The 22,816-nt window shown below is 67.8% G+C and carries 19 protein-coding genes; 8 read left to right on the plus strand and 11 right to left on the minus strand.

The window, feature by feature from the left end; genetic code table 11:
* The first annotated feature begins 27 nt into the window (after positions 1-27).
* The 5 genes from HUA76_RS35570 to HUA76_RS35590 all read left to right on the plus strand — a co-directional run bounded on the left by HUA76_RS35570 (position 28) and on the right by HUA76_RS35590 (position 4,681).
* Positions 28-1,410 (plus strand): hypothetical protein, encoded by a 1,383-nt coding sequence (locus tag HUA76_RS35570; RefSeq protein ID WP_174463351.1) that lies wholly within the window; start codon positions 28-30, stop codon positions 1,408-1,410.
* 87 nt (positions 1,411-1,497) lie between these two features.
* On the plus strand, positions 1,498-2,442 hold the full coding sequence (locus HUA76_RS35575; protein ID WP_174463352.1) for a type 1 glutamine amidotransferase domain-containing protein: 945 nt from the start codon (positions 1,498-1,500) through the stop codon (positions 2,440-2,442).
* Positions 2,443-2,476: 34 nt separating this feature from the next.
* The gene (locus tag HUA76_RS35580; protein WP_254614687.1) at positions 2,477-3,415 is read left to right on the plus strand and encodes a helix-turn-helix transcriptional regulator; all 939 of its coding nucleotides are present in this window, start codon (positions 2,477-2,479) and stop codon (positions 3,413-3,415) included.
* Between the two features lie 68 nt (positions 3,416-3,483).
* Complete coding sequence (locus HUA76_RS35585; protein WP_174463353.1) at positions 3,484-4,107, plus strand: hypothetical protein; 624 nt, start codon at positions 3,484-3,486, stop codon at positions 4,105-4,107.
* A gap of 265 nt (positions 4,108-4,372) precedes the next feature.
* Positions 4,373-4,681, plus strand: a complete 309-nt coding sequence (locus HUA76_RS35590; protein ID WP_174463354.1) for a hypothetical protein — start codon at positions 4,373-4,375, stop codon at positions 4,679-4,681.
* A gap of 32 nt (positions 4,682-4,713) precedes the next feature.
* Here the strand turns inward: HUA76_RS35590 and HUA76_RS35595 are convergent, their stop codons facing one another.
* Both HUA76_RS35595 and HUA76_RS35600 read right to left on the minus strand, forming a co-directional pair.
* Positions 4,714-6,027, minus strand: coding sequence for a M91 family zinc metallopeptidase (locus HUA76_RS35595; protein WP_174463355.1), 1,314 nt, complete (start codon positions 6,025-6,027; stop codon positions 4,714-4,716).
* A 70-nt stretch (positions 6,028-6,097) separates the two neighbouring features.
* Positions 6,098-6,367 carry a hypothetical protein gene (locus HUA76_RS35600; protein WP_174463356.1) on the minus strand — a complete coding sequence of 90 codons (270 nt, stop codon included), beginning with the start codon at positions 6,365-6,367 and terminating at the stop codon, positions 6,098-6,100.
* Positions 6,368-6,400: 33 nt separating this feature from the next.
* Here HUA76_RS35600 and HUA76_RS35605 point away from each other — a divergent pair, with 33 nt between their 5' ends.
* Positions 6,401-6,541, plus strand: a complete 141-nt coding sequence (locus tag HUA76_RS35605; protein WP_174463357.1) for a hypothetical protein — start codon at positions 6,401-6,403, stop codon at positions 6,539-6,541.
* Here the strand turns inward: HUA76_RS35605 and HUA76_RS35610 are convergent.
* The 5 genes from HUA76_RS35610 to HUA76_RS35630 all read right to left on the minus strand — a co-directional run bounded on the left by HUA76_RS35610 (position 6,526) and on the right by HUA76_RS35630 (position 10,562).
* A complete protein-coding gene (locus HUA76_RS35610) occupies positions 6,526-6,807 on the minus strand; it encodes a hypothetical protein (RefSeq protein WP_141641531.1) in 282 nt (93 codons plus the stop codon). The genes HUA76_RS35605 and HUA76_RS35610 overlap by 16 nt on opposite strands.
* A gap of 159 nt (positions 6,808-6,966) precedes the next feature.
* Positions 6,967-7,413, minus strand: coding sequence for a lipocalin-like domain-containing protein (locus HUA76_RS35615; RefSeq protein ID WP_174463358.1), 447 nt, complete (start codon positions 7,411-7,413; stop codon positions 6,967-6,969).
* A 56-nt stretch (positions 7,414-7,469) separates the two neighbouring features.
* A complete protein-coding gene (locus HUA76_RS35620; RefSeq protein WP_174458023.1) occupies positions 7,470-8,312 on the minus strand; it encodes a hypothetical protein in 843 nt (280 codons plus the stop codon).
* A 193-nt stretch (positions 8,313-8,505) separates the two neighbouring features.
* Positions 8,506-9,765 (minus strand): PKD domain-containing protein, encoded by a 1,260-nt coding sequence (locus HUA76_RS35625; RefSeq protein WP_174463359.1) that lies wholly within the window; start codon positions 9,763-9,765, stop codon positions 8,506-8,508.
* 20 nt (positions 9,766-9,785) lie between these two features.
* A complete protein-coding gene (locus tag HUA76_RS35630) occupies positions 9,786-10,562 on the minus strand; it encodes a hypothetical protein (protein ID WP_174463360.1) in 777 nt (258 codons plus the stop codon).
* Positions 10,563-10,740: 178 nt separating this feature from the next.
* Here HUA76_RS35630 and HUA76_RS35635 point away from each other — a divergent pair, with 178 nt between their 5' ends.
* Positions 10,741-11,811, plus strand: coding sequence for a hypothetical protein (locus tag HUA76_RS35635; RefSeq protein ID WP_254614688.1), 1,071 nt, complete (start codon positions 10,741-10,743; stop codon positions 11,809-11,811).
* Positions 11,812-12,051: 240 nt separating this feature from the next.
* The gene (locus HUA76_RS35640; RefSeq protein WP_371823559.1) at positions 12,052-13,665 is read left to right on the plus strand and encodes a cell division protein FtsK; all 1,614 of its coding nucleotides are present in this window, start codon (positions 12,052-12,054) and stop codon (positions 13,663-13,665) included.
* 46 nt (positions 13,666-13,711) lie between these two features.
* Here the strand turns inward: HUA76_RS35640 and HUA76_RS35645 are convergent, their stop codons facing one another.
* The 4 genes from HUA76_RS35645 to HUA76_RS35660 form a co-directional block, all read right to left on the minus strand.
* Complete coding sequence (locus HUA76_RS35645; RefSeq protein ID WP_174463362.1) at positions 13,712-14,953, minus strand: hypothetical protein; 1,242 nt, start codon at positions 14,951-14,953, stop codon at positions 13,712-13,714.
* 96 nt (positions 14,954-15,049) lie between these two features.
* Entirely contained in the window at positions 15,050-18,520 is a 3,471-nt protein-coding gene (locus tag HUA76_RS35650) for a PD40 domain-containing protein (protein WP_174463363.1), read from the minus strand.
* A complete protein-coding gene (locus HUA76_RS35655; protein WP_141641522.1) occupies positions 18,514-19,053 on the minus strand; it encodes a DUF1318 domain-containing protein in 540 nt (179 codons plus the stop codon). The genes HUA76_RS35650 and HUA76_RS35655 overlap by 7 nt, the downstream gene beginning before the upstream one ends.
* Complete coding sequence (locus HUA76_RS35660; RefSeq protein WP_174463364.1) at positions 19,050-22,739, minus strand: hypothetical protein; 3,690 nt, start codon at positions 22,737-22,739, stop codon at positions 19,050-19,052. The genes HUA76_RS35655 and HUA76_RS35660 overlap by 4 nt, the downstream gene beginning before the upstream one ends.
* Positions 22,740-22,816: the final 77 nt, after the last annotated feature.

The following is a 22,816-nucleotide window of genomic DNA, read 5'->3' on the forward strand; positions in this document are numbered from 1 at the left end:
CCCCACGCTCGACGATTGTGAGCCCGCATGATCATCAAGTGCAAAAGGTGTCATGAGAACACCTTCGTCTTCGAGTTCGAGAGCAAGAAGATGTGCAGGAGATGCATCCGCCTCGTCGCCCGGGGCCAACCCACGAAGGGCAAGTTCAAATACGGGGACAACAAGCTCGATCACCACAAGCAACGGGTCCAGAAGGTCGACATGCGGGTCAGCGGCATCTCGAAGACCCGGCACACGCTCCGGCGCACCCAGTCCGCCATGACGTTGTCAGAGGTCTCGGGGTCGGGCTCCGGGCAGGGGATGATTGAGGAGCCCACCACCGTCGACGACACGGCGCCGTATCTCCCGCCCAGCGTCATGCGACTGCAATGCATGACGCTCTTCATCCCCTTCGACGCGGGGAACAACTTCTACAAAACCAATGCGAAGAAAGGGACCTTCCAGGCGGACTTCATCCCCCAGCGAGACAACCACTTCGCATCGACGTCGGCTCCGACGACCTCCAGGGCCCTCTCCTCCCTCAACACCAGTGTCTATCCCGGTCAGCAGGTCTTCGAGGCCAGGTCGACTCCCATGACGCCCACGCAGATCGAGGGCAGCTACGACAACATCGTCCTCAAGCACATCATGGCCTGCACGAACTCGTCGGAATGGAAGCGGGTCCATGCCGCCAGTCCCATCGACCTGCATGTCCAGTTGAGCAGGCTCTGTCCCGAGGTCATCTTCCTCTCGGAGGAGCTCAAGGACGCCCCATTCCCCAAGGTCCTTCAGCCCTGCCCGGAGCTCAGGTACCGGAAGATCGGCAGCATCAAGGACATCCTCGGTCCCGACGCCGGCGTCGACGCGAAGAACGAGATTGCCGCCTACGCCCTGGTGGACGAGAAGTTCATGTCACATGTCCTGTACGACGCGAAGGTCCTCTTCCGACAAGGCGTCAAACACAAGGAGAAGTGGCTCTGCGTCCAGAAGATCAGTCCCGAGTTCCAGGTCCATATCGATATCGCTGGCGTCCACCTGGATGCCGGATACACGGGCTTCACGTCCGACACCAAGAAGCAGCAGGCCCTTGCGGCGGTAGGCGAGTTCGCGCGCCAGAACGATATCGACGCGCTGCTAGGTGACCTGAACATGGACTCATTCGAGCTGAACGGAGGGTTCTTCCCGAATCAGTTCAACTTCACGACGCTCGCGGACAACACCGTCAAGCCCACCTACACCCTGTCGCATTCCAATACCAATTCACAGAACAACTACATGGGTGGGTTGATCGCCAACACCGACCAGGTTGAAACCGAAGCCATGAACCTGAGAGGCGAAGACACGGTGTCGCTGTCCCGAACGCTGGATGGGAAGTTCTATTCAGACCACCCGGCCATCATGGCGAACTACTTCAAGTCCTTCCACGGCTGAGGCAGGCCGCGGATTGGCGCATTCGTTCAAGCCCGCGCGCTTTCGCGCTCCTACCCTGGCGATGAAGTTGTCACCAGGAGGACCCGCATGGCAGCGCCCGGCCCAATCCAGACTCCCGCCTTCCGCGTTGGAAGGACCTCGACGTCGTGGCTCGCAATCCTCTCGCTCGCGGTCGTCGGCGGTGCGTGTGGCTGCGCGACGACGCCCACCCGCCACCTCGTCTTTCCCTCCACCCCACTCTCTCAAGCAGAGGTCCGCGCACCTGGGACGGTGCTGATGGTCCTCTCCGCCGCGTCCGAGCAGCAGCTCGCGGACGGCTCCAGGCGTCAGACAGGGGTGTTCTTGAACGAGTTCTACGAACCCTATCGGGCGCTCGTCGACGCGGGCTACACGGTGGTGCTCGCGACGCCGGGGGGACGGACGCCCGCGTTCGACCCGGAGGGACAGAAGCCGTCGTACTGGAAGGAACGACCCGAGGCGCTCGCCGAAGCGCAGGCCCTGGTGGCGAAGCTCCCCGAACTGCTCGCGCCGCTCCCGCTGTCCGAGGTCCGCACGCGCGCGGAGGCGTTTCAGGCCATCCTCGTGCCGGGAGGACAGGGCGTCATGGTGGACCTGCTCCACGACACGGACCTGCACGGACTGCTCGTCGACTTCGGGGCCACAGCCCGTCCCGTGGGGCTCGTCTGCCATGCGCCCGCGCTCCTCTCGCGCCTGCCGGCCGGGCAGAGCCCCTTCGCGGGGCGGCGCGTCACCTCCGTGTCCGGCTTCGAAGAGTGGTACATCGAGACGTTCGTCATGGGCGCACGCGCACAGGTCCGAGGCATCGGAGAGCAACTCGACGACGCCGGCTATCACCATGAGACGGCGTTCCCGGGCCGCTCGCGCGCCGTGCGCGATTGCAACCTGGTGACCAGCCAGAACCCCTTCTCCGGCGCGGACTTCAACACGCTCTTCCTCGCCGCGCTCAGTGACTGGCGCAACGCGGGGCGGTGCGAGCTGGCGTCGAGCGCGGCTCCGGACACTTCTCCATGACTTGGGGCGGCTGACGATGGAGGACCAAGGCGTCATGACGAGCCCGGCCCTGAGCGCCGTGCTGAAGGCGGCCGTCGCTCGTGACTACCCGGAGATCGCCACGCAGGGGCGGGACAAGGTCGACATCCTCCAGGCCGTCATGGATGCCCATGGGTGGCGCCCGGTGTTGGAGCTGGGCCGCGAGCTTCGGACGCTCTCATCGCACCCCGTCTTGCGAGCCCTGGGCGCGGGGCAGACGCCCCGACACACCGTGGAACGATGGAGCACGCTCGAGCGCTTCATGCACTCCCGGCACCGTACGCGGCTCGTCGAGCATGACCAGGCCCGTGCGCGAATGACGCTGCGACACGTGGCCATCGACGGCGGGAAGATTCGCGTCGTCAACGACCTGTTCATCTGGGGCGTCCTCGTCGCCATCCTGGAGACCGCGGGCTTCACGGGGCTGACCGTGTCCCTCGAGTCCGTCGTCATCCACGGTGGGGCCTCACGCGCCGGCCCCAGGACGCTGCCGGAGGTGACGGACCTGGCGACCTTCTCGTGGAAGCCCACCCGACAGGCCCCCCCACCCGCCAGCGAGGCGCCGGGGACGGCGGAGCCACAGGAGGTTCGCGGCCGGCTCCAGAAGCTCATGGGCGAAGACCTGCTGCATCCCTGGACACTCGAGGAGAGCGCGCGGCGCCTCACCCTGTCCCGTCGCACGCTTCAACGCGCCTTGCGGCAGGAAGGCACGACGTTCTCGGAGATGCTGCAACGCTCCCGGGTCGACGCCGCGCATGCGCTGCTGGGAGATTCGGGGCTGACGCTCACGGACGTCGCGTTCTGTACGGGCTTCTCCGACCAGGCGCACTTCTCGCGGACGTTTCGCAAGTACAACGACATTCCTCCCTCGGCGCTGCGCGAGCTGGTGCGCTCCACGGGCTCCACGGCACGAGGCAAGGCCCAGGTCCTCGCGCGCCAGCGCTCACCGCGCTGATGTCATGGGTACGTCCAGGGATGCGTCCGGACGGGCGCATTCCCCACCGACACCCAAGGAGCGACGCCATGACCGACCATCTGCGACCTGAACCCGGGTCCTTCTCCCAGACTTCATCATCGTCCTATGAATCGGAGCTCGCGCGCCTCCTGATTCCGAACACCTCCTGGACGCTGCTCCTGGTGAGGATGCCTTCGTTTACTCCCGAGGAGGCGGTCTACATCCACGAGAAGTGGCCCGGTCCTCGCGTCATCGCGACCCGGATGGAGTCGATGCTCTGGCCCATCGTGAGAGACGCTTCGCGAGACACGGGAGGAACGCGGGCCTTGCCTTCGGTCGAGGTGGTCAGCGCGCCCATCGAGCCTCCACTGCTCGAGGCCCTGAAGCGACTCTGGAACGTCGCGCTCCTCAGGACGCGCTTCCCGCCCAAGGCCCATGTCTATCTGGACGGAACCAGCTACCACCTCGGCGCTTTCTGCCGCGGGGTGGGGAGCTTGACCGGACGGACCTGGAGCCCACCGCCCGCCTCCCGCATGGCGGGACTGGTCGACATCGGAGAGAAGCTGACGCGCTACGCGCGGGGGCCCGAGGAACAGCGCGCGAGCATCGCCGACGCGCTCATTGAAGAGAGCGCCGACCTGCTCCAACGGTTCGAATCCGAGGATGCCTTTGGGGGCCCGGCGCAGGAATAAGGAGGCGGTTGAACGGACAGGCCCCTGGGGCCAGTTGTCAGGGATGGCCCAATGATGATTCGTTGCGGCCCGGGTCGCCCGTGCGCCCCACAGGGGGAGTCCATGATGCGTGGCAGCCAGGGTGCATTGCGTCCTTGGAGTGGGCTGCTGTGTCTGGTGTTGCTGATGAGTTGCTCCGGGCAGGCCCCCGAGCCCGGCCCCGAACTCCCCGCCACGCTCGACGGTCATCAGCGAGACCGCGGCGCCCCACTGCGCCATTTCACGCGTGCGCGTTCGCAAGGACGACCGCTTCCCCACGGAGTGCCAGTCCTCTCCATCGGAAGCGGAGATCTCCTACTCCTACTCCGTCGCCTCGGACTGCAGGCTGTGCGGTGAAGGGGGCTGCCAATCGAATCCCGCGCCGACCTGGCTGGGCGTGCCGTTCGCGTTCGGGCAGAGCGAGGCGGTGGTGGACCTCTCGCCCTCCAGAGGAGCTCAGCTCTGCTGGAAGGCGACGGTTCGCAGTCCGAACTTCTCGTGCCAACCGGAGATCTTCAACGTGGACGTGGGCTACGAGGTCAGCCTCGTGCCCTGAGCCACGGCCTCCTCCGCGTGACGCCTCGCCCGTCAGTACTCCGGGCGGGGCGTCAGCCCGAGCTGCTCCCTGAGCTTGTTCTCGGTGGGGTGCGAGGGCCGGATGTCGGGCGTGCTGGCGTCGCCGTCGTGGTCATAGGGCAGCCCCACCGCGGCCAGCTCGCGGTTGTTCACGCCGTCCGTCTCTCCCGGTGCGCGCGTCCCCGTGGCGTAGTTGTAGCCATGCACCAGCTCATGGAAGAGCGTGGTGACGGGGGGCTTCACCTGCCAGGACTCGTCCCCCTCGTAGTACTCCGTGTCGGTGGGATTGTATTTGATGGTCGCGTCCGAGCCCGGCCCCGGCGTCCCATCGGGCCTCAACCACGAGTCGTCGTCGTTGGTCGGAGAGGCCGAATCTCCACCCGAGGTCTCCCGGATGGTGGTCGACCTGCCACTGGCATCCAGCCCCGAGAGCAGCTCCCGTCCCACCGGGAGGGATTCCAACGCCTCCAGGTCCGACTGCACACGCGCCTGGAAGTTCGCATCCCCCTTCACCGTCACCGACGTGCCCACGTCCTCGCTCAGGTCCACCGTGGTGACGGTGTCCTGGCGCGAGCGCGCCACGGTGTCGTTCTTCTGCGAATAGACCTCATCGCGCCCGGAGCCGCCGTCAATGGCATCCTTGCCGGCCCCTCCCGCGAGCACATCGCTCCCCGAACCGCCGGCCAGCGTGTCATTGCCCCGCCCGCCAATCACCTGGTCCTTGCCAGAGTCGCCCTTGAGGCTGTCATCGCCACGGCCGCCATCCAGGTAGTCCCGCCCCGCCCCGCCGCTCACGGCATCATTGCCGCCCAGGCCATACACCACGTCCCGGCCATCTCCGCCCCGGATGGAGTCATCACCCGAGCCACCCTGGAGATAGTCATCTCCCTTTCCGCCATGGATGGCCACGCCCGTCGTCACGTTGACGTCCACGGTAATCTTGTCGTTTCCGTCGCCGCCCTTGATGACCACATTCTCGGCCTGCTCCGCCGTGAGCTGGATGGTCGAGCTCCCGCTGGTGATGGTCAGCCCGCCCTTGGGGCCCTGGGAGACGGTCGCCGTGTCGTCCCCCGCGCCAAGATTCACCACCGTCCGTCCGGACCTGTCCTCGCTGACGGTCGGCGGGGTCGCGCTCGATTTCGCGCGAGGCGCGCCCGTCAGGTCCGGGCCAGGCCTCCGCTGCGCCACATCAAAGGAGTCTCGCGCGAAGGAACTCGCCGGCTTCGCGGCCTGAGGGAGGACCGGCTTCGGCTTCGCCAACTCGGCCTTCGGCGAGGACAAGAACGGCTTGGCGAGGACCTTCGCGGCGACCTTGGTACCGGACATGGAGGTGCTCCTCAGGGACGGAGAGACCTCTCCTACGGCGCGAGCATGAAAGCGGTTACACCCACGCACTTCAGGGGTGGCGGGTCCAGGGGTAGATGCGATAGCCCTGCCCGCGCGGAAGCTGCTCGATGGTGACGACATGGTCCTCCGTGCCCGTGTGACGCGCGCGGTAGATGACCGTCTCGTCGCGTCCCGCGTGGTGCTGGAAGACCCCTTGGAGTTCGTCGCCATGGACGACCCGGTAGCCGGCCCTGGAGCCGTCGATACCGTCGTCGAACTTGTATTCGGAAGACTGTCGTTCGAGGCCCTCAAACACCTCGGTGACCCAGGCGCGAGTCATCCCGCAAGCGTACCCGGCTGGAGAGCACGGGTCATGCGCGGCGAGACGCCGGACGTGCTCGTAGCAGGAGTCTCCCGCGAGGGGCGGCGTGACGGGCTCCTGCTCGGCGTGACACGCGAGCAGGAGCAGGCACAGCGGAAGGAGCGCGGCGCGCCGGCTCAAGGAGCGCAGTAGGCGATGCGCTCCTGGGTGTAGCGGCCCCGCTGCTCGCCGAACTTGTTGAGGATATCGGGGCAGTCGCAGTACTCGCGGCCGACCTCGATGTTGTTCACGTACCAGTAGCGGTTGAAGGCGCGCGTCCCGTCACACGCCCAGATGAGGGCCTGCTCGGTCGACTCGATGACCTCCGACCCGTCCACGGACAACTCCTCGGGTGCACCACCACAACCACTCAGGACCAGCGCGACGACACAAGCCAACTTCGCGGGCTGCTTGAACATTTTTCGGCTCCCATCCAGTGAAGGTATCGCCGAACGCATCTATCACAGGAGCAACTGGATTTCGAGCCAGTCTTGTTCTCCCCGCGTGAAACATATCCAGGCTCACGCGACGACAAAGCCGCCAGGGCAAGAATCCCTGGGGCTCCGCCGCCACGGGGCTCAGGTGGACGAGGGCGTCAACCTGCGCCATTCCAGGACGACCACGGCCTGGCTGCCCCCAAACGCGAGAGGCTCGGTGCGCAGGAAGAGCCGATGGCCATCCAGGACGGCCTTGCGTCGCTGCACAGTCCCCATCCAGTTCGGAAAGAGGCTGCCCTGGATGTGGTGAGAGACCGTGTCCGTCTCCTCGTCGACCTCGTAGGTCCCGAAGTACACGGCGGCTCCGTCCAGCGCGGCCTTCGCTTCCTTCTCCTGGCTCCCCAGCAGGTCCGCGGACTGGAAGCGGGCGCGGTCGCCCCGCATCAACTGCACCGACATGTTTCCATGTTTGTCATACATCAACATCCCCAAGAGCTGATGCCCGAAAGGATGGGCCCTGCTGCCATCGGGGAGGAGGCTCGCCAGGGATACGAGCTGCCAGGTGCCGACAAGTCCATCCTTGAGCATCGGTTCATCTCCTGCGGGGAAGGTTGAACGGCCATGCGGGCTGATTCAGCGGCGCCTCATCCATGCGAGTCGGGTCGCGCCTCGAGATGAAATGCAGCCAGGTGCTTGCCCTGGCCATTCTCCGCGATGAGCTTGAATTGGCCGGCCGCTTCGGCGATGCAGTTGAACAGCATGGGCTCCCCCGGGAGCGGCACGTCCTTGCAGGTGGCCAGACACTTGCTGATTCGATAGGCATCGAAGCCAGGGAAGTGACGCAGCAGTGAGAACGCATTCCCCGCCAGGAGGGACAAGGGACACAGCGCCCGCACATCGAAGTGGCCAACGAAGTCCTCGCGGGGAAACCCCTCCAGTTCGGCCCGCAGCACCTCACCGGGCTTCGTCCATTCCAGCTTCATCGGTCTCACGGGGTCCCTGTAGGGGCTGGGCTGGCCAGGAGCCCGCACGCCCACTGGTGAGGCATCAGCCCCCTTGATGGCCACGAACGCCGCCTCGGGGAGGGCAATGCACTCCCCATCCATGACCGCGTAGCGCTCGCCATCCTCCGTGAAGCACGTCGTGGTCGCCTTGAAGTAGGGAAACTGCTTGCGCTGTTCAATCCGCTCCACGCGCCCCACACAGTGAAAGGAGCCCGACGTGGTCGCCTGGATGGGGAGCACCTGGAGGTCCGCCCTGGCGGCGAGATAGTAGTGCCTGCCCTGACTGGGATTCGCCGCGGCACAGGTCAGCACCCCGTGGACCGCCAGAGTGCGAAGCGCCTCCGAACAGCTCATCAACGTCGTTTCGCCGTATCGCTGCTGCTCCGGCTTGAAGCGACTGTGCAGCACGCCATTGTCCACGACCAGGTCGTAGACATGGACATACGGCGCGGATTCCCCAATGAGGTCGAGTAGATTCGCCATCGAGTCCAGCCTTTCGTGTTCACACCCTGTCATTGGCAACATGTCCAGGAGGTGCATCTCAAGCCAATTGGACTCAGGTCGAATGCGACATCACTCCCAGACAAGCCCACCACCCGCACTCTGCGGGCAAGCGAATGCCATGCATTGGCCCGCATCGACAAACACGCCTACGGGACAACGCGTATGCTGTCCGCTACTTGAGGGGGAGTTGGGCCTCGACGGGGGACGTCACGGGCGCGGCCTCTCGTTTGAAGGAGGCCCACGACAAGGAGACCGCCCTGCCACCTTCGTCGCGTCCGTGAAGGACATCGACGACCCGTTTCACGGTCACCGCCAGCTCGGATGGGCGCACCGTGACGAAGCCCCGGAGGCCACCACGGCCCGCCTCCTCCTCCACCGTGATGACCTCGCGCCACGCGAGCGTGTAGGCATCCACCTGGTCGTTCCAGTGAATCATCGAGCGCTCCACACGCTCCCAGGTGACGACGCCTGGCTCCGGGACTTCGACGGACACCTCGCTCCGCCACTCCTCCGCGTCCGCACGAGCGCGTGACAACGCGAGCGTCGCCGGCAGCGGCTCCTTGGAAGGCGGCTGCCCGCGCGCACTCACGAAGGCGGTGGCGCTCAGCGCGGCCCCTTCGCCCCGCCCGGCCAGGAGCCTCACCGTGAAGGTCCGGACGTCCTGCGCACGGGTGTCATAGGCATGCGTGACTTCGGGCCCCGACGTGAACGCGGTGTTGCCGTCACCGAAGTCCCAGGCATGACCTGACAGCGACTCGGACTCCGCCGAGACGGCACGAAAGAGGAAGGCCCCATTGGCGCGCTGGATGACGTCGACCCGCAGCTGGCCCTCCTCTCGCGCGGCGCCGTCGTCGTCACAGTCACGGACCTCGATTTGGAGCAGCTCCTCGGCCAGGACGCCCACACGCCGTCCGCCCAGGTCCTTGCACACCTGGAAGCGCACGAAATAGGTGCCCGGCTCGGCGGGCGCGCGCCACTGGAGTCGAGCCCCTGGATGCAGCTCCGCCGCCGCATCCCTTCCCGGCCACACCCAGCGGTAGAGGGCACCTGACTCCGGCGCGCCCCCCACCCTGCCCGCAAGGGAGACCTGCCCACCCGCACAAGCCCAGGGCCGGTCCATCTCCAGGTGCTCGATGAAGGTGCTGGAGGCGAGCACCACCCGCTCCTCGTTCAGCGCCGTCGACAAGGCCTCTCCGGAGACATTGGCGGGAATGGGCGCCGAAGCCGCACGCGCTTCACGGACCTCGGGAGACCGAGGTGCCACCACCGGCGCGCTCGGAACCTCCGGCACCGCCGTCTCCGGGCGCCGGACCTCCCCCACCCCACCGTCACGCGCGGGGAGCACCACCGCCAGGGCCAGCAGCAGCACGGCGACGCCCGTGACGACGGCCACGCGCGTCCGAGAGCGGACTCGAAGAGGTTCGAGCGACATACGTCGGCTTCCGCGTGGCGCTAGAAACCGAAGTCGTTGAGGTGCCGGAAGGACCCCTTCGAGTTCGGCCGGTACCACTGGTCATCCCAGCCCTTGAAGTCGACGTCTTCGAGCAACCGCTCCGTCTTTCCGTTCAACACCACGGAGTTGATGAGAGGAACCCCTGTCGACCCCACGTTGCGGGACACCAGCGGCGCGGACGCCGTGTCCAGGTACTGGGCCACGTGGCGACTGCAGTAATCCTGGGCAAAGCACCCGCTGTCACAGGTGGCGAGGTTGTTGTATGTCGCGTGTTTGTCCTCGGCGACGTACAGCACGGGCCAGCCACGGTAGGCATTGCGTGTGTCGCGCGTGTCGTATTCGAGCTGCTCGTACGAATACCAGGCGGACGACTCACACACGCTCTTGCGGTGCGCCGACAGATAGACCCAGTCGAGATACCAGCGGCCCCCGGAGTAATGGACCTCGAAGATCTGGAACTCGGGGTCGCCGTCGTGGCCGGTGGTGACGCCCGTGTCCTCGAAGAAGGTGTCCAGATAGAAGATGCGCAGCGTCCGCGTCGCGAAGCCCTCGCTCTTCACCGCGAAGTAGGGACGGCGCTCGTAGCCACTCTCTCCCGTGTCGAACCAGAACAGCGGCATGAACCAGCGCGCGACCTGCTGCTCACAGTCGTCATTCAGGCCATCCCGGTCCGCGTCCGTCCCCGTGCCCCAGCAGTTGTCGCCGTAGGGAATGACGGACAGCCCATCCGCGCGCGCCCCCGTGGACGCGAAGGCGAGCAACAGGCCCAACGACACGGCGACGCAGCGCGCCGCACGAGCACCCGGGCGACCTGCCCCACGTCGTTCTCTCGAAGGACTTCGAAGCATTCTCTGCCGACCTTGAAAGATATGAAAGACTCACTTCATACCCTTCCAGGAGGCGGTGCAACACATGGTTCTCACCCCAGGGATTTCTCGTCGTGTCTTCTCCTGGATGAATCGCGTCTTGCTGTTCGGAGGCGTCCTCGCGGGCTGTGGCGGCCCTTTGGAATCCGACGGCGCGCTGGAGGCCCAGTCCCAGGCACTGGCCTATCCCAGCGGCGCCAGTAGGACGGTGGTGTCGCGGCGCGTCGTCTACAAGAACGCCTCGGGCGCCTATCAGGCGGCGGCCGGCTTCGAGCACTTCCGCGCGGCGGGTGCCTCCGACGGCACGCTCCACGACATCCGCATCGCGGAGGCGGATGCACCTGGGGTGCGCGAAGCGCTCGTCGTCATGTCGGCGGGCCAGAAGATTTCGAGCAGCGGCCACTCCAGTGGCGTCACGGGACAGTCGTCGAACTGGGACGCATCCTGCGACAGCGTCTCCTGCCCCAACGTGAGCCTGGACGGCCGCTCACTGGCGATGAAGCTGGACACCCTGGGATGGTTTCCTCGAGGGAAGACCTGGCTGGCCCTGGTCAATGACAGCAACTTCAACCACCTGGACGACAGCGACACGAAGCAGCGCATCGTCAACGGGTTCGCGGGCTGGCTGCAGGCCCAGGTCCGTCCGGAGACGCGCTCCATCTATCTCGCGGGCAGCTCGCGGGGCGGATGTCTGGTGATGCGCCTGGCCCAGGCGCTTCGCGCGAACACGGCGCTCGACGGCATCAACATCTATGTGTCGTCGTTCGACGGCGTGTGTCGCAACAGCCAGGACGAACTGGGGACCTTCGACAGCAAGATCAACAACCCCGTGCGGCCCTGGGGCACCTTCTATGGAGCGTGGGCCACGAACCTGACCGCCCAGTTCCCTCGTCGCGACAGGCTCCACATCTTCCATGTGGTGGGAGGCCAGGAGGTCGCCCCCGCCACGGGCATTCGAGCCTTCTCCGGGTACGCCGGCGGCACACCGCCGTCAACGGGAACGAACCTCGATTGGGGTTGGTACAAGCAGACCTGGGTGAAGTGGAAGCACAAGGAGATTGGCAACCCATACACCGAGCCTGGTGCATCCGAGCAAGCACAAGTCGTATCGGAGACCATCGACGCGCACCTGACGTGGCTCGACGCACGCATCCCCTGAGTCGCCGCCTCGAGCACCGGGTCCCGGCGACTTGACAGGAGGACCGCTGTTCCCTGCACTGCCCTCATGGCCGCGCCTCGTGAATTCCCATCATCCTGGGCGTCTTCGCCGCGTTGGCGCCGGTGCTGGCACACACCGTCGCGGCACCTGATGCGCGGGTCGCCGTCGAGGCGTAAGGGGCCCGGAGTAAGGCCCAGGTATTCAGAGGGGCGTCGGGCTCGAAGTCCTGAGGGAGGCGTCGTGCGCCGTTCTCCAATCGAGGTGACTTTGCTGGGCCTGATGACCTGGAGCCTCCTCTCCGTCAGCGTGGGATGTTCCGCCCTCGCGGCCACCAAGGAGGACGGCGCCCTGGACGACTCCAGCGCCGCCATCGCGGGCGACACCATCCTCTTCGTGGGCAACAGCTTCACCCACGGGCACGAGGAGCCGGCCTATTCGTACAACAAGGCCGCGGTCACCGACACGAACGGCTCCGGCGTGGGAGGAATCCCTGGCATCTTCAAGAAGCTGACCGTGCAGGCGGGCCTCTCGTTCAATGTCAGCGTTGAAACGGCCAGTGGCCAGACGCTCGGCTGGCATGCCTCCAACAGGGCCGCCATCATCGGCCAGCCGATCTGGACCGCCGTCGTTTTGCAGGAGCAGAGCACGACGCCGCTGCCCACGGCGCGAGGCGGCGCCCCCACGGCCTTCACGGACGCCGCGCGCACCCTGCTCTCACTGGTGCTCTCCAAGAACCCGGCCGCGAACCTGTTCCTGTATGAGACCTGGGCCTCGCCCACGGGCGTGGGCACGCAGGGCTACCCGAGCGGCACCTCGGGGCTGCAGGCGATGCAGACGGACCTGCGTGATTCCTACTTCAAGGCCTCCCGGGACCTGGGCTTCACGGGGGTCGCCCGCGTGGGGGAAGGCTTCCTGCGCGCGGTGGACCAGGGGCTTGCCGACCCGAACCCCGCGGATGGCATCTCCCCGGGCATGTTCAATCTGTGGAGCGCGCAGGACAGCCGTCACTCGAGCAAGTACGGCAGCTACCTGTCCGCGGCGGTGCTGTTCGCCAGGGTGACGCAGGACGACCCCCGAAGTCTCGCCACGGGCGCGGGCAGCGCGGCGGCCGAGCTGGGCATCAGCGCCACCGACGCGGGCAACCTCCACCGCATCGCCCATGAAATCACGACCCAGGCCGAGCCTCCCGTCGGAGGAGGCCCCACGCGCCTTCCCGCTACCCGCGCCACCTTCACGGGCGCGGTGACGGCGGGCACTCCGGCCGTCCTCACCGGCGTGGCCCAGTTGGCGTCGCTCACCACGGCGGAGGGAACCTTCACCCAGCTCGTGGGTGCGACGGCCCAGGGAATCACCGGCGGCAACACGCCGAGCGCCGTGGGCACCGCGCCCGCCAACGCCAACGTGGCCGCCTCCGGCCTGGGCATCCACGACGGCGCGAACAACGTCGGCACGGGCCACTTCCAGTTCGGCACCGCGTTCACCGCGAAGACGCGCTTCTTCATCGTCGACAGCACGACGACTTCCACCACCCTGGGCGACAGCGTCACCGTCACGCTGGTCAACGCATCCAATCAACCCGTGGGCAGCTACTCACTGGCGCTGCTCGCGAGCGACTTCACGCCCTCCGCCGCGGGCACCACGTCCACCGCCCTGGCGACTGTCTCGTACACGAGCGGCGTGGGCAGCATCACCGGCACCCCGCCCGGCACGGTGCAGTCCAAGCTGGGAGCGGTGTCATTCTCCCTGGCGGACCTGGGCGTGAGTGACGTCACGAGCGTCAGCGCCGCCACGGGCCTGCGGCTCTCCAGCGCCACGCTGGACCCGAACATCGTCGGGCTATACTCCGTGCCTTGAGCAATGAAAGCGCCAGGCGCTCCTCCAACCCGCCGTCACGTCCGCCTCAAGAGCCCCACACGAGGTGGAAGAGAGCCTGGCGAGGAGCCCGCGTGGAGTCGAGCGCGGCTTCCAGTGGAAGGAGCGCCTCCTCGGCGAAGGGGTCCTCCTGGTGGATGAACCCCAGGTCCAGGTCCTCCAGCTCCAACAGCGTCTCCACGGCCTCGGCGAGAGCATCAGGTGAGTCGAACGCGCGGACCTCGTGCTCATCGGCTGGAACCAGCGTGTCGATGAGGAAGCGGCGATAGCTCACCAGCGTGTCCTGGACGCGCTTGTCGAGAGGGACGCGCGAGAGACACTGTTCGAGCCAGGGGATATGGCTGCGCAGGCTGCCGATAAGCACCTGGTCATGTTCCCCTGTCCGCCGACGCGCCTCGGCCCAGAGAAACCAACGGCCGAAGTCGAGCTGCGCGGCGGGGAGCCGAGGAGAACGGAGGGGCTCCAGGTTGCGCTGGACACGCCCCGCCGTCGTCAGCCGGACAAGAGGGCCGTCCATCGTGACGAGTCCAGCGGAGCGCAGGCGCGCAAGCAGCGCGGACACAGACTCGACCTCGGTGAAGAGCCCGTCATAGGACTCCTGGAGCCGGCCGCAGTCAGGTTGCTCGTGGACCGCGTCGAGTGCGAGCTCCACCTCCGCGTCCTCCACCCAGGGGCCGCGACGACCTTCCGCGTGAGGACAGCCACGCACTTCGACCCCTTCCGGAACGGCGAGGGTGTTTCGTCGGGCGGGGAGGTTCTCCTGTCCCACGGACACGCGGCGCACGGAGGGATGGGGAAAGGCGTCGAACACAGGACGTGCCCCCAGCAGGTGAAGCTCCTGGAGATGGGGCGTCGCGGCGATGAGTGCGTCCCGCACCGTGTCGCTGACCTGCACACCGGGGCCGCTGGGGATGAAGGTGAGCTGAACCAGCCAGGGCCGTGGACGGCTCGCCAGTCGCGCCAGCGCCTGTTCATCACCGCGCACCGTGTAGCGCCGCACGAACGCCCCCAGCGGACTGTCGAGCAGGCCCGGAGGATGGAAGCGGTCATCGCGAAGCGCGTGGATGAAGCCATGCTGGACGAGGTGTCCCGCGCGGGCCGCGAGCGGCTCGCCCAGCCATTCCGCGAGCAGCGCCTGTCGTCGGTGCCGCCAGCCCCGGTCCTCGGGCGTGGGGTTCAGGTCCAGGGCCATCAGCTCGCCACGGGGGTCTCCCCGTTGCTGGAGGAGGTCGGCATGGACGGCCAGGGTCTCCAGGCGCCAGGACGTCACGAGTGACTGCTCGAGCTCGCTCCATTCACTGTCGGATGGCGGTGCCGGAGAGGTGCCATGACGAGTCATGCCTTCAGTCTCGCATGGGGGCGCCGATTACGGCTGGGCGGGCACCACCTGTGCGTCGCGGACCTCCGTGGGCGGGTGGGCGTTGAGCGCCATGTAGATTTCGAACCACGCCAGATACGCGCGCCAGGACGGGTCGCGCTGGTCGATGAGGGAGCGCCGCGCCTTGCCCAGGCGCTCGGGCACATCGAAGGGCATCCGTGTGCTCCCATTCGCCTGCAACTGCGCCGCGAACCAGAGCACGTCCAGTTGACCCGCATCGACGGGTGCATGGGTGCGCGCCACCAGCGCATCCGCGTGCTCCAGCGCCTTGCCCAGCCACCGGGCCGCCAGCGCCGGGTCCTGTCGGTCCACGGCATTCTCGGCCAGCCGCATCTCCGCCAGCGTCACCGCGCGGACGTCCTCATCCCGATCCAACTGGTCGAACTGCTCCAGGAACAGCTCTCGCCGCTGTTCGAGCGAACGGGCGGCGGCATCCAGTCGCCCGAGCCGCGTCTCCGCGTTCGCACGCAGGCCCGCGACGATGATGCGATAGGCGCGCAGCACGTGCTCCGGCGTGGAGCGTGCCCACTTCAGCGAGGCCCTCACCTCCGGAGCTGACAGGTCGCGCTCCACCTGGTCCAGGTCCGCCAACGTCCGCTCGGGCTGGCCCATCCCCAGCGACGAGGCGCAGCGGGCCAGCCTCACCACCAGCCGGTTGCGCAGCCCTTCCTCGTCACGAGCGCTCGCTTCAACGATGGGCAGCTCTCGGTCATAGAGCGCCAACGCACGCTCGAACTTGCCAGCAGCGAGGTTGTAGAGCGCCGCGCGGTCCACCGCGAGCGGGGTGAACCGGGCAAGCCTCGGGGTGGCATCCACCATGGCCAGGGCCTGGTCCGCCGCCTTCGCGGCCTCCTCGTCACGCCCGACATGCAGGAGCACTCGCGCCCGCGCCAGGGAGACGGCCAGCCCCGCCCAGTTGTCCACGTAGGGCAGCTTGTCCCGCTGGTCGAGGTAGCCCAGGGCGATGTGGTAGTTGCCCACCTGGGTGTGCAGCATCCCCAACGCCCCGAGAATCATCGCCTTGTAGCGGACGTTGTTGCGCATCAGGTCCAGGGCGACCATGTAGTGCCGGTTGGCTCGCTCGGCGGCGGCGGGGGCGCGGCTGCGCAGGAAGTCCTCGTGGTGAATGGCGCCCAGGAGGGCCTGCACCGCGCGCTGGTTCTTGAGCTCCGGCCACGCCAGGCGCAGCTCCTGCACGGCCGCCTTCACCGCCAGGGAATGGGCCTTGTCATCCAGCTTGGGGAGCTGGCGCGCCATGACGTAGGCCTTCACGAAGTGCGTGAGCGGCCTGGCCATGCTTGGGGACGTGGTGGTGACCTCCTTCTCCACGACCTCGGGGCTGACGTCGGCGCGCAGGCGCAAGCTCACCGATTCGACTGCGCTCTCCAGAAAGCCCGTCCGCTTCGTCACGAGGTCGAAGTCGGCGCGGGCCTCGTCCTTTCGCTGCCTCGCCAACCGGCGATAGGCGCGGCCCATCAGCGCGCGGCGGAACAGCCGCTCGGCCCGGCGACGCTCCTCGGTGCCGGGAGGGGCGTCGTCGACGTACACCGTCGCCAGGGCCTCCAGCACGCCGTCCGCGCCGAGCCCCGACGCACGCTCGACCGCGTCCTGCACCACCGCGCGTCGGCGCAAGGGGTCCTGCTGCTGACGGTAGAACGCCATCAACGCATCCCTCACGGGGCGAGGAGGCCGCTCGTCGTGCACCGCGTTGACGTGTCGCCCCAGCTCCAGGGCGAACGCGTAGGCGGAGCCAGCCGGGGCGGAGTCCAGGGCCTGGGCCATGGCGGCATCCGCCTCCGCATAGGGGCGCCCCCGGTACAGGGCGCTGACGGCGGCGCGCGCGAAGTCCAGCTGGTCATCCGCCGGGAAGACCTTGTGCATGGAGAGCCGGCGTCCCGCTTCGACCAGGGCCTCCCGGTCATCGAGCTTGCGGTACAGCGCGTCCGCCTGGGAGTACCAGGCCTCCAGCACCCCGCGGGGCGTGGTGTCGACAATCCGCGCCTGGGCCGACTCCAGCTCCTGACGTGCCAGCGAGAAGTCCCCCGCGGACTCCGCCAGCTCACTGCGCACGACGTGCTGGAGGACCTCGGTGGGCGGACTGGGCGCGACGGCGGGCGCCAGCGCGGCCATGCGTTTGCGTTCCGCGTCGCTCAGCTCCTCCACCATGCGACCGCGCTCGCGCTCCTTCAGCGCGCGCCGGTGGTCGATGAGGATTCGCAGCGGCTCCTCCAGGCCCGTGGTGGCGGGGTCACTCACCCGCCGCATCTGGTCGGCGTAGAACTCCGCCGCGCCAAAGTCCTCGGAGTCCAGATGGAGCCGGCTCAAGCGCATCATCAACAAACGGCGCACCTTGGGCCGAGCCTCGAGCAACAGGCGGTGGCGGTAGAGCAGGAGCTGGTCGGCGCGCCTGCCGACCATCTTCAGCTCCTCGTTGAGCTGAGGCACCTCCCACGTGCTGGGGACCTGCCCATCCAGTGGCAGTTGATACACATCCAGCGACTGCGCGCGTGAACAGGTCGCGATGAGGGACGCGGACGCGGGCGCGGGGTACTGGCAGTTCCAGGACGCGCTGGTGAGCTGGGTCGGACTGGCGGCGGCGGCCAGCGCGGGCGCGTCGTCGCGCTCCACCTCGAACGGCACCCGGAACAGCACCCCGGTGTCGCTGGCATCAATCATCCCGTCCCCGGTGGAGTCGGTGAAGAACTGCACCACGTACAGGAAGCGCCCATCGCGCGAGAACACCGGCTGCCCGGTCTGCCCCGGCAGGTCCAGGTCCATCGCGATGGGAGTCGCGCCTGGGACGTCCAACCGCAGCGCCTCCAGGTGGGTGGCGGCGCGCGCGGCGAAGCCAGGGCCCACCTGCGTCACGGAGCGCTCGACGGGGACGTACACCAGCCAGCGCCCATCGGGCGTGAGCGTGGGACTGGTCAGGTTGCGCTCGAGCAGCGTCTTGACGCTCCACTCGCGCCCCAGCTCCACTCGCGACAACCGCAGGTCCCCCTGGATGGTGGCCCGGCTCACCAGCGCGATGTGTGACGAATCAATCCACTCCGCCTGCAGCGCGTTGGCCTCCTCGTCGAGGCAGCGGCGCTCCTCCGTGCCGGGCAAATCCCTCACACACAACTGGCCGCCGGCCTGATTCCGGAACGAGATGTAGAGCAGCTGTTTCCCGTCGGGGCTGACGCGCGGCCACGTCACCTCGGCGCCTTCGTCGAAGAGGCGGCGCTCGCGGCCCTTCTCCAGGTCTTGCGTGTAGAGCTCGGTCGCGATGTTGCGGTTGGACGCGAAGATCAACGTGTTCTCATCGGGCCCCAACTGCCCGAGGAACTGGTCACCCACGCCCACGGTGAGCCGTGTCGGCATGCGCACACCGCCGTCGTTCTCGTCATCCTGCGCGCTCGCGCCGCTCGCGACGAGCAGGGCCAGCACCAGCAAGCACCGCCCCTGGGGCGTCAGCACTTCTTCTCTCCCCAGGTACCGTCAGCGGCCTCCACCCAGCCACCACAGACCACGCCCTCCGCGTGCATCTGATGCCAGCTCTGGCGCAGCGCCTCTTCTGTCACCGCCGGGCGCACGGTCCGCATCCACTTCCAGAGCTGGAGCCGGGACCGGTTCACCCGCTCCATCAGCGCGACGTCGTCGGACGTCAGACGCCCCGCCTGACAGCGACGACGGGTGTCGACGAGGAGCCCGTCCTTCCCCTCGCCCACGCAGTGGCGCCGCAGCAGCTCGTCCACGCGGTCCGCCTGTGTCCTGCCCAGGTTCTCCACCAGGGGCGTGGGCTGGATGCCCAGCTCCTCCAGTTGGTTGGGCGTGAGCGGCACCGGCGTCGGACTCATGCCCGCGCGCGCGAGCCGCTGCTCCACGTCCTTGAACGAGCCCGAGGCCTGCTCCTCGAGCGCCGTCGCGCGGTCCACCATGACGATTTCCGGGGCGCTGATGCACCCGGGAGCGGCCAGCGCGGCCACCAGCAGCAACCCGCGGTGTTTCATGGCGTGGCCTCCAGGGAGGGAACGGATTTGATGAGCTGATCGACGATGGGCCCCATGGGAATGCCCCGGATGTCGTTGATGCTGAGCAGCTTGGCCAGACCGCCCATGGTGATGCTCAGGCTGCCAAAGCCGTGGTTGAAGCTCACTCGCACGTGCTCCGGATAGCCCAGGCTCAAGGCATAGCGGACCCGGTTGGTGGCGGGGTCCACGTGGCGAGGGTCCTCCAGGTCGAGCAGGTCGAGCAGGTGCCGGTTGCCGATGCGCAGGATTTCCGCGCGGCCGTTGATGCTGCGGTCCTTGGCGGAGATGACCATGGCGGCATTTCCGTCGAAGGGCTCGCCGTGCGAGGACTTCACGCCGGTGGCCCGCACGCGCGCCTCCAGCGTCGACTGCTTTCCCTGCCAGTCCAGGAGCCACTGTCCGGTGATGCGCCCGCCGCGCACGCCCATCTCCAATTGGGTCATGGAGACCACGTGCTGGTTGATGGCCAGGTTGCCCGCCAGCGGTGAGATGGAGACCTGCGGCGTGGTGATGCGGGCCACCGACACGAACCCGCTGCGCGACAGCAAGGGGTGCTGGTCGGCGAACCGCAGCATCGGGTACGGGTTCACGTCGATGTCGTCCAGGAGCCGCACCTGGCCCTCGGTGAACTGGAAGTTCTCCGTGAGCGGGACGTTGCCGTCGAGCGCCTCGACGGCGATTCCCTGCTCGGGCAATCGGACATTCACGTTCTGGAACAGCAGGCTGGAGAAGGTCCGGAAGGCCACGAGGTCGGGAGACGCCACCCGGAACTCGACCGCGACCTTGCCGCTGCTCTCCAGGCGACCGGGCTGAGCGAGCTTGGACAGGTCCTGCGACAGTTGTCCCCGCAGCGCCAGGCGTCGGCGCTCCTCGCTGAGGTCCAGCCTGCCTCTCACCTTGAGCTCGGTGCTCGTCCCACCATTGGACAGGAACAGGTCGGGGACATGGATGACGCCCGAGGCCTTGCGGCGCGCGGTGAACGACAACGTCAGGTCCTGCACCGGATAGGGCAGCGCCGGCTTCTGCTCGAGCGTGCGCGCCTTCAGGTTCTGCTTCACCTCGATTTCGTCCGCCTCCCACTGGTCGGAGAAGGTGAAGGTGGCGTCGTGGGACAGGTCCGCGAAGGTGAACCGACGGTCCCGCAGGCCGACCGTGAGCTTCTCCGCGGTCAGGTCGCCGTGGACGCTCCGGCGAGGTCCATCGATGCGCGACTCGACGACCCAGCGCGCCGCGGGAAGGTTGATGGAGAGGGCATCCTCTCGCCAGCGGATGCCGAGCGCGTCCACCACGGCCTTCCCCTCGAAGCCCACGCCCCGCAGCGGAGGAGGCATCAGCCGCACCTCTCCCTCGGAGGTGATGTCCTTGAAGACGCCGAACAGGGTGCCGTGCACGTCGAGCTTCAGCGCGAACTTCGAGGCATCCACCGCCGCGGGCACATGGAACCGGGCCAGGAGCTTTGACAGGGGACCCAGGGGCGGAAGGTCCGCCGTCACATCGCCGCGAAGCGCACGGGCCTTCCGGTCGAAGGACAGCGCGACATCCGCCCCGCCCTTGAGCCCTTCCTTGCTGGTGACGACCAACCGGAGCGCCGGCTTCCGGCGGTCCAGGTCCAGGGTCATGAACTGGTGCTGGGTCCCCACCTCGAGCTCACCGGCGCGCAGCCCTTCGACCCGCGCGTCCAGTTCGCCCTTGTGTCGCCACGCATCTCCCCGCGAGTTGAGCACGAGGGCGATGTTGCTGGCCGTCACGTCGTCCCAGACCGGCCGCTGCACGCGCAGCTCCGTCCGGTGGTCCAGGCGAGGCGAGGGAGAAAAGAGCGCCATCACCGTGCCCTTGGACGTCAGGTCCACGCCCAGGTCCTTCCAGCCCAGACGCGCGGCGATGTCGTTGGGGATGAAGGGCCGCGCGATGACGAGGTCCGGCGTCTTGAGGGCCAGGGTGTACGCCACGTCGTCCGTTCCCTTGGTGGCATCCAGGGACGCGTGCACCGCGCCGACATCGAGCGTCACGCGGGCACGGGCCCGGCTGCGCCCCGGCTCGTCGGGCAGCGGGAACACCTCCGACGCGTCCAGCTTCAGGTGCACGGGGCCGTTCAGCACCTCGCGGCCATCCGCCATGACGACCTGGAGCGCGCCCACGGGCAGGTCCGCGCTCAACGCGAAGGGCGGCTCTTTGGCCAACGGGGCTCGGAGCTGGAAGCCCATCCGTTCGGCCTTCGCTTGGACACCCGAGGAACGGACGTCCAGCGCATCCACCGTGGCGGACAGCGTCGCGTCCCCCGCGACCATGAGCGGAGACGAGGGCTCCGGCCGCAGTTGGTGTCCCTTCAGCTCGCCGTGGGCCTTCGGGACTCGCAACGTGGTGGGCCCGTCGACCGCCAGCCCCCGCAGCGCGAAGGTGAGTTGAGCGGACAACCCCTGCTTCGAATCGGGCGTCGCGACCAGGGAGACGCGTCCATCTCCGAGCGCCACGTGAAGCGCGTCCTGGGCCATCCGGAGCGAGGTGACGTCGACGTCGAGCCCGAGCTTGCCCTGGGTGCCCAGGGTCGGCATCGCGCCCAGCGTGACGTCCCGCGCATCCAGGTGCGCCTTGCCGCGTTCGAGGGTGGCGGGTCGCCACTCGGAGGGAACCGCCTGCGACAACCGTCCGAGGTCCACATCCGCCAGGGCCCGCGTCACGACCACGGGCACGTCCGCCGCATCCGGCAGCACCGCCAGGACTTCCACCTGCGCGCTGTCGGTCAGTCGCGTGCGCTCCAACTCGATGATGCTGTGCCGCTTCTCGGCATCGAACCGCGCCGACACCGCGCCGTGCAGCAGGGTGCGAACGGTGAACCGTGAATCGAAGGTCTGCCGCGTGACCTCCAGGTCCACCTGGGCGCGAGCGGCCTCGGCCCCTGCCTCCACCGACAGGGCCAGCTCCAGCGCGGCCACCCCCGTGGGAGCGGCGGGGCCTTCACGGCTCAACTCCAGGGGAAGCGGAGCACCAGCCGCGCCCAGGTTCGCGAAGACCTTCCATCTTCCGTCCTGTTCCTTCAGGTCGAGCACGGCCGCGAGCCCGCGCAAGGACCAGCGGTCCACGACCTCGCCGCTCCGGACGCGGACGTAGGTCACCGACACGCCCGATACCTCGACCTTCGCGACGGGAGGCGCCGAAGCCAGGAAGGAAGCGAGCTGCTGGGAGGTTCCGAGGGGCGCTTCAGCGGGCAGTGGCTCCGGGGTTGCCTCGGGCTGCGTCAGGAGCGTGAGGGACGTGGGTCCCGCGTCGTCAGCCACCAGGACGACGGTCACGTCCCGCAGGGCCACCCGCTCCACCAGGGTCTTCCCACCGAGGAGCGAGCCCGGCGACCACCGCGCCTCCAGCGTGCCGACGCGCAGCAGCTCGGGCGCCAGGCCTTGAAACGGCGCCGGCGTCCGCACCACCAATCCTTCGAGTCGCAGCCCCGACAGGATGGCGACGTGGGCCGTCTGGTAGTCCAGTTGCAACCCCGTGGCCGCTTCCACCCTGGGGAGGAGGCGCTGCTTCACCCAGGGGCGGTCGAGGTTGTGCAGCACCACCCACGCCGTGAGCAGCGCGAGCGCGGGGAGCACGATGAGCAGCAGGAGCGCGCCCGCGACGATTCGAGCCCACCGCCGACGAGGCCTTTCAGCTCTGGGGGATTCCATGGTGCTCGATGAGGGCGAGCGGCCATCATCTCGGGGAGCCTGGGCGAAGTCGAGCACCCGTTGCGGGCAGGCGAGCG

Source organism: Myxococcus sp. CA056, from assembly GCF_013336715.1.
Lineage (GTDB): Bacteria > Myxococcota > Myxococcia > Myxococcales > Myxococcaceae > Myxococcus > Myxococcus llanfairpwllgwyngyllgogerychwyrndrobwllllantysiliogogogochensis.

Coding starts and splice junctions, on each gene's coding strand:
- HUA76_RS35635 (WP_254614688.1), top strand. CDS start 10,741: ATGAATCGCGTCTTGCTGTTCGGAGGCGTCCTCGCGGGCTGTGGCGGC.
- HUA76_RS35625 (WP_174463359.1), bottom strand. CDS start 9,765: ATGTCGCTCGAACCTCTTCGAGTCCGCTCTCGGACGCGCGTGGCCGTC.
- HUA76_RS35580 (WP_254614687.1), top strand. CDS start 2,477: ATGACGAGCCCGGCCCTGAGCGCCGTGCTGAAGGCGGCCGTCGCTCGT.
- HUA76_RS35570 (WP_174463351.1), top strand. CDS start 28: ATGATCATCAAGTGCAAAAGGTGTCATGAGAACACCTTCGTCTTCGAG.
- HUA76_RS35615 (WP_174463358.1), bottom strand. CDS start 7,413: ATGCTCAAGGATGGACTTGTCGGCACCTGGCAGCTCGTATCCCTGGCG.
- HUA76_RS35620 (WP_174458023.1), bottom strand. CDS start 8,312: ATGGCGAATCTACTCGACCTCATTGGGGAATCCGCGCCGTATGTCCAT.
- HUA76_RS35655 (WP_141641522.1), bottom strand. CDS start 19,053: ATGAAACACCGCGGGTTGCTGCTGGTGGCCGCGCTGGCCGCTCCCGGG.
- HUA76_RS35585 (WP_174463353.1), top strand. CDS start 3,484: ATGACCGACCATCTGCGACCTGAACCCGGGTCCTTCTCCCAGACTTCA.
- HUA76_RS35595 (WP_174463355.1), bottom strand. CDS start 6,027: ATGTCCGGTACCAAGGTCGCCGCGAAGGTCCTCGCCAAGCCGTTCTTG.
- HUA76_RS35605 (WP_174463357.1), top strand. CDS start 6,401: ATGCGCGGCGAGACGCCGGACGTGCTCGTAGCAGGAGTCTCCCGCGAG.
- HUA76_RS35600 (WP_174463356.1), bottom strand. CDS start 6,367: ATGACTCGCGCCTGGGTCACCGAGGTGTTTGAGGGCCTCGAACGACAG.
- HUA76_RS35610 (WP_141641531.1), bottom strand. CDS start 6,807: ATGTTCAAGCAGCCCGCGAAGTTGGCTTGTGTCGTCGCGCTGGTCCTG.
- HUA76_RS35660 (WP_174463364.1), bottom strand. CDS start 22,739: ATGGAATCCCCCAGAGCTGAAAGGCCTCGTCGGCGGTGGGCTCGAATC.
- HUA76_RS35575 (WP_174463352.1), top strand. CDS start 1,498: ATGGCAGCGCCCGGCCCAATCCAGACTCCCGCCTTCCGCGTTGGAAGG.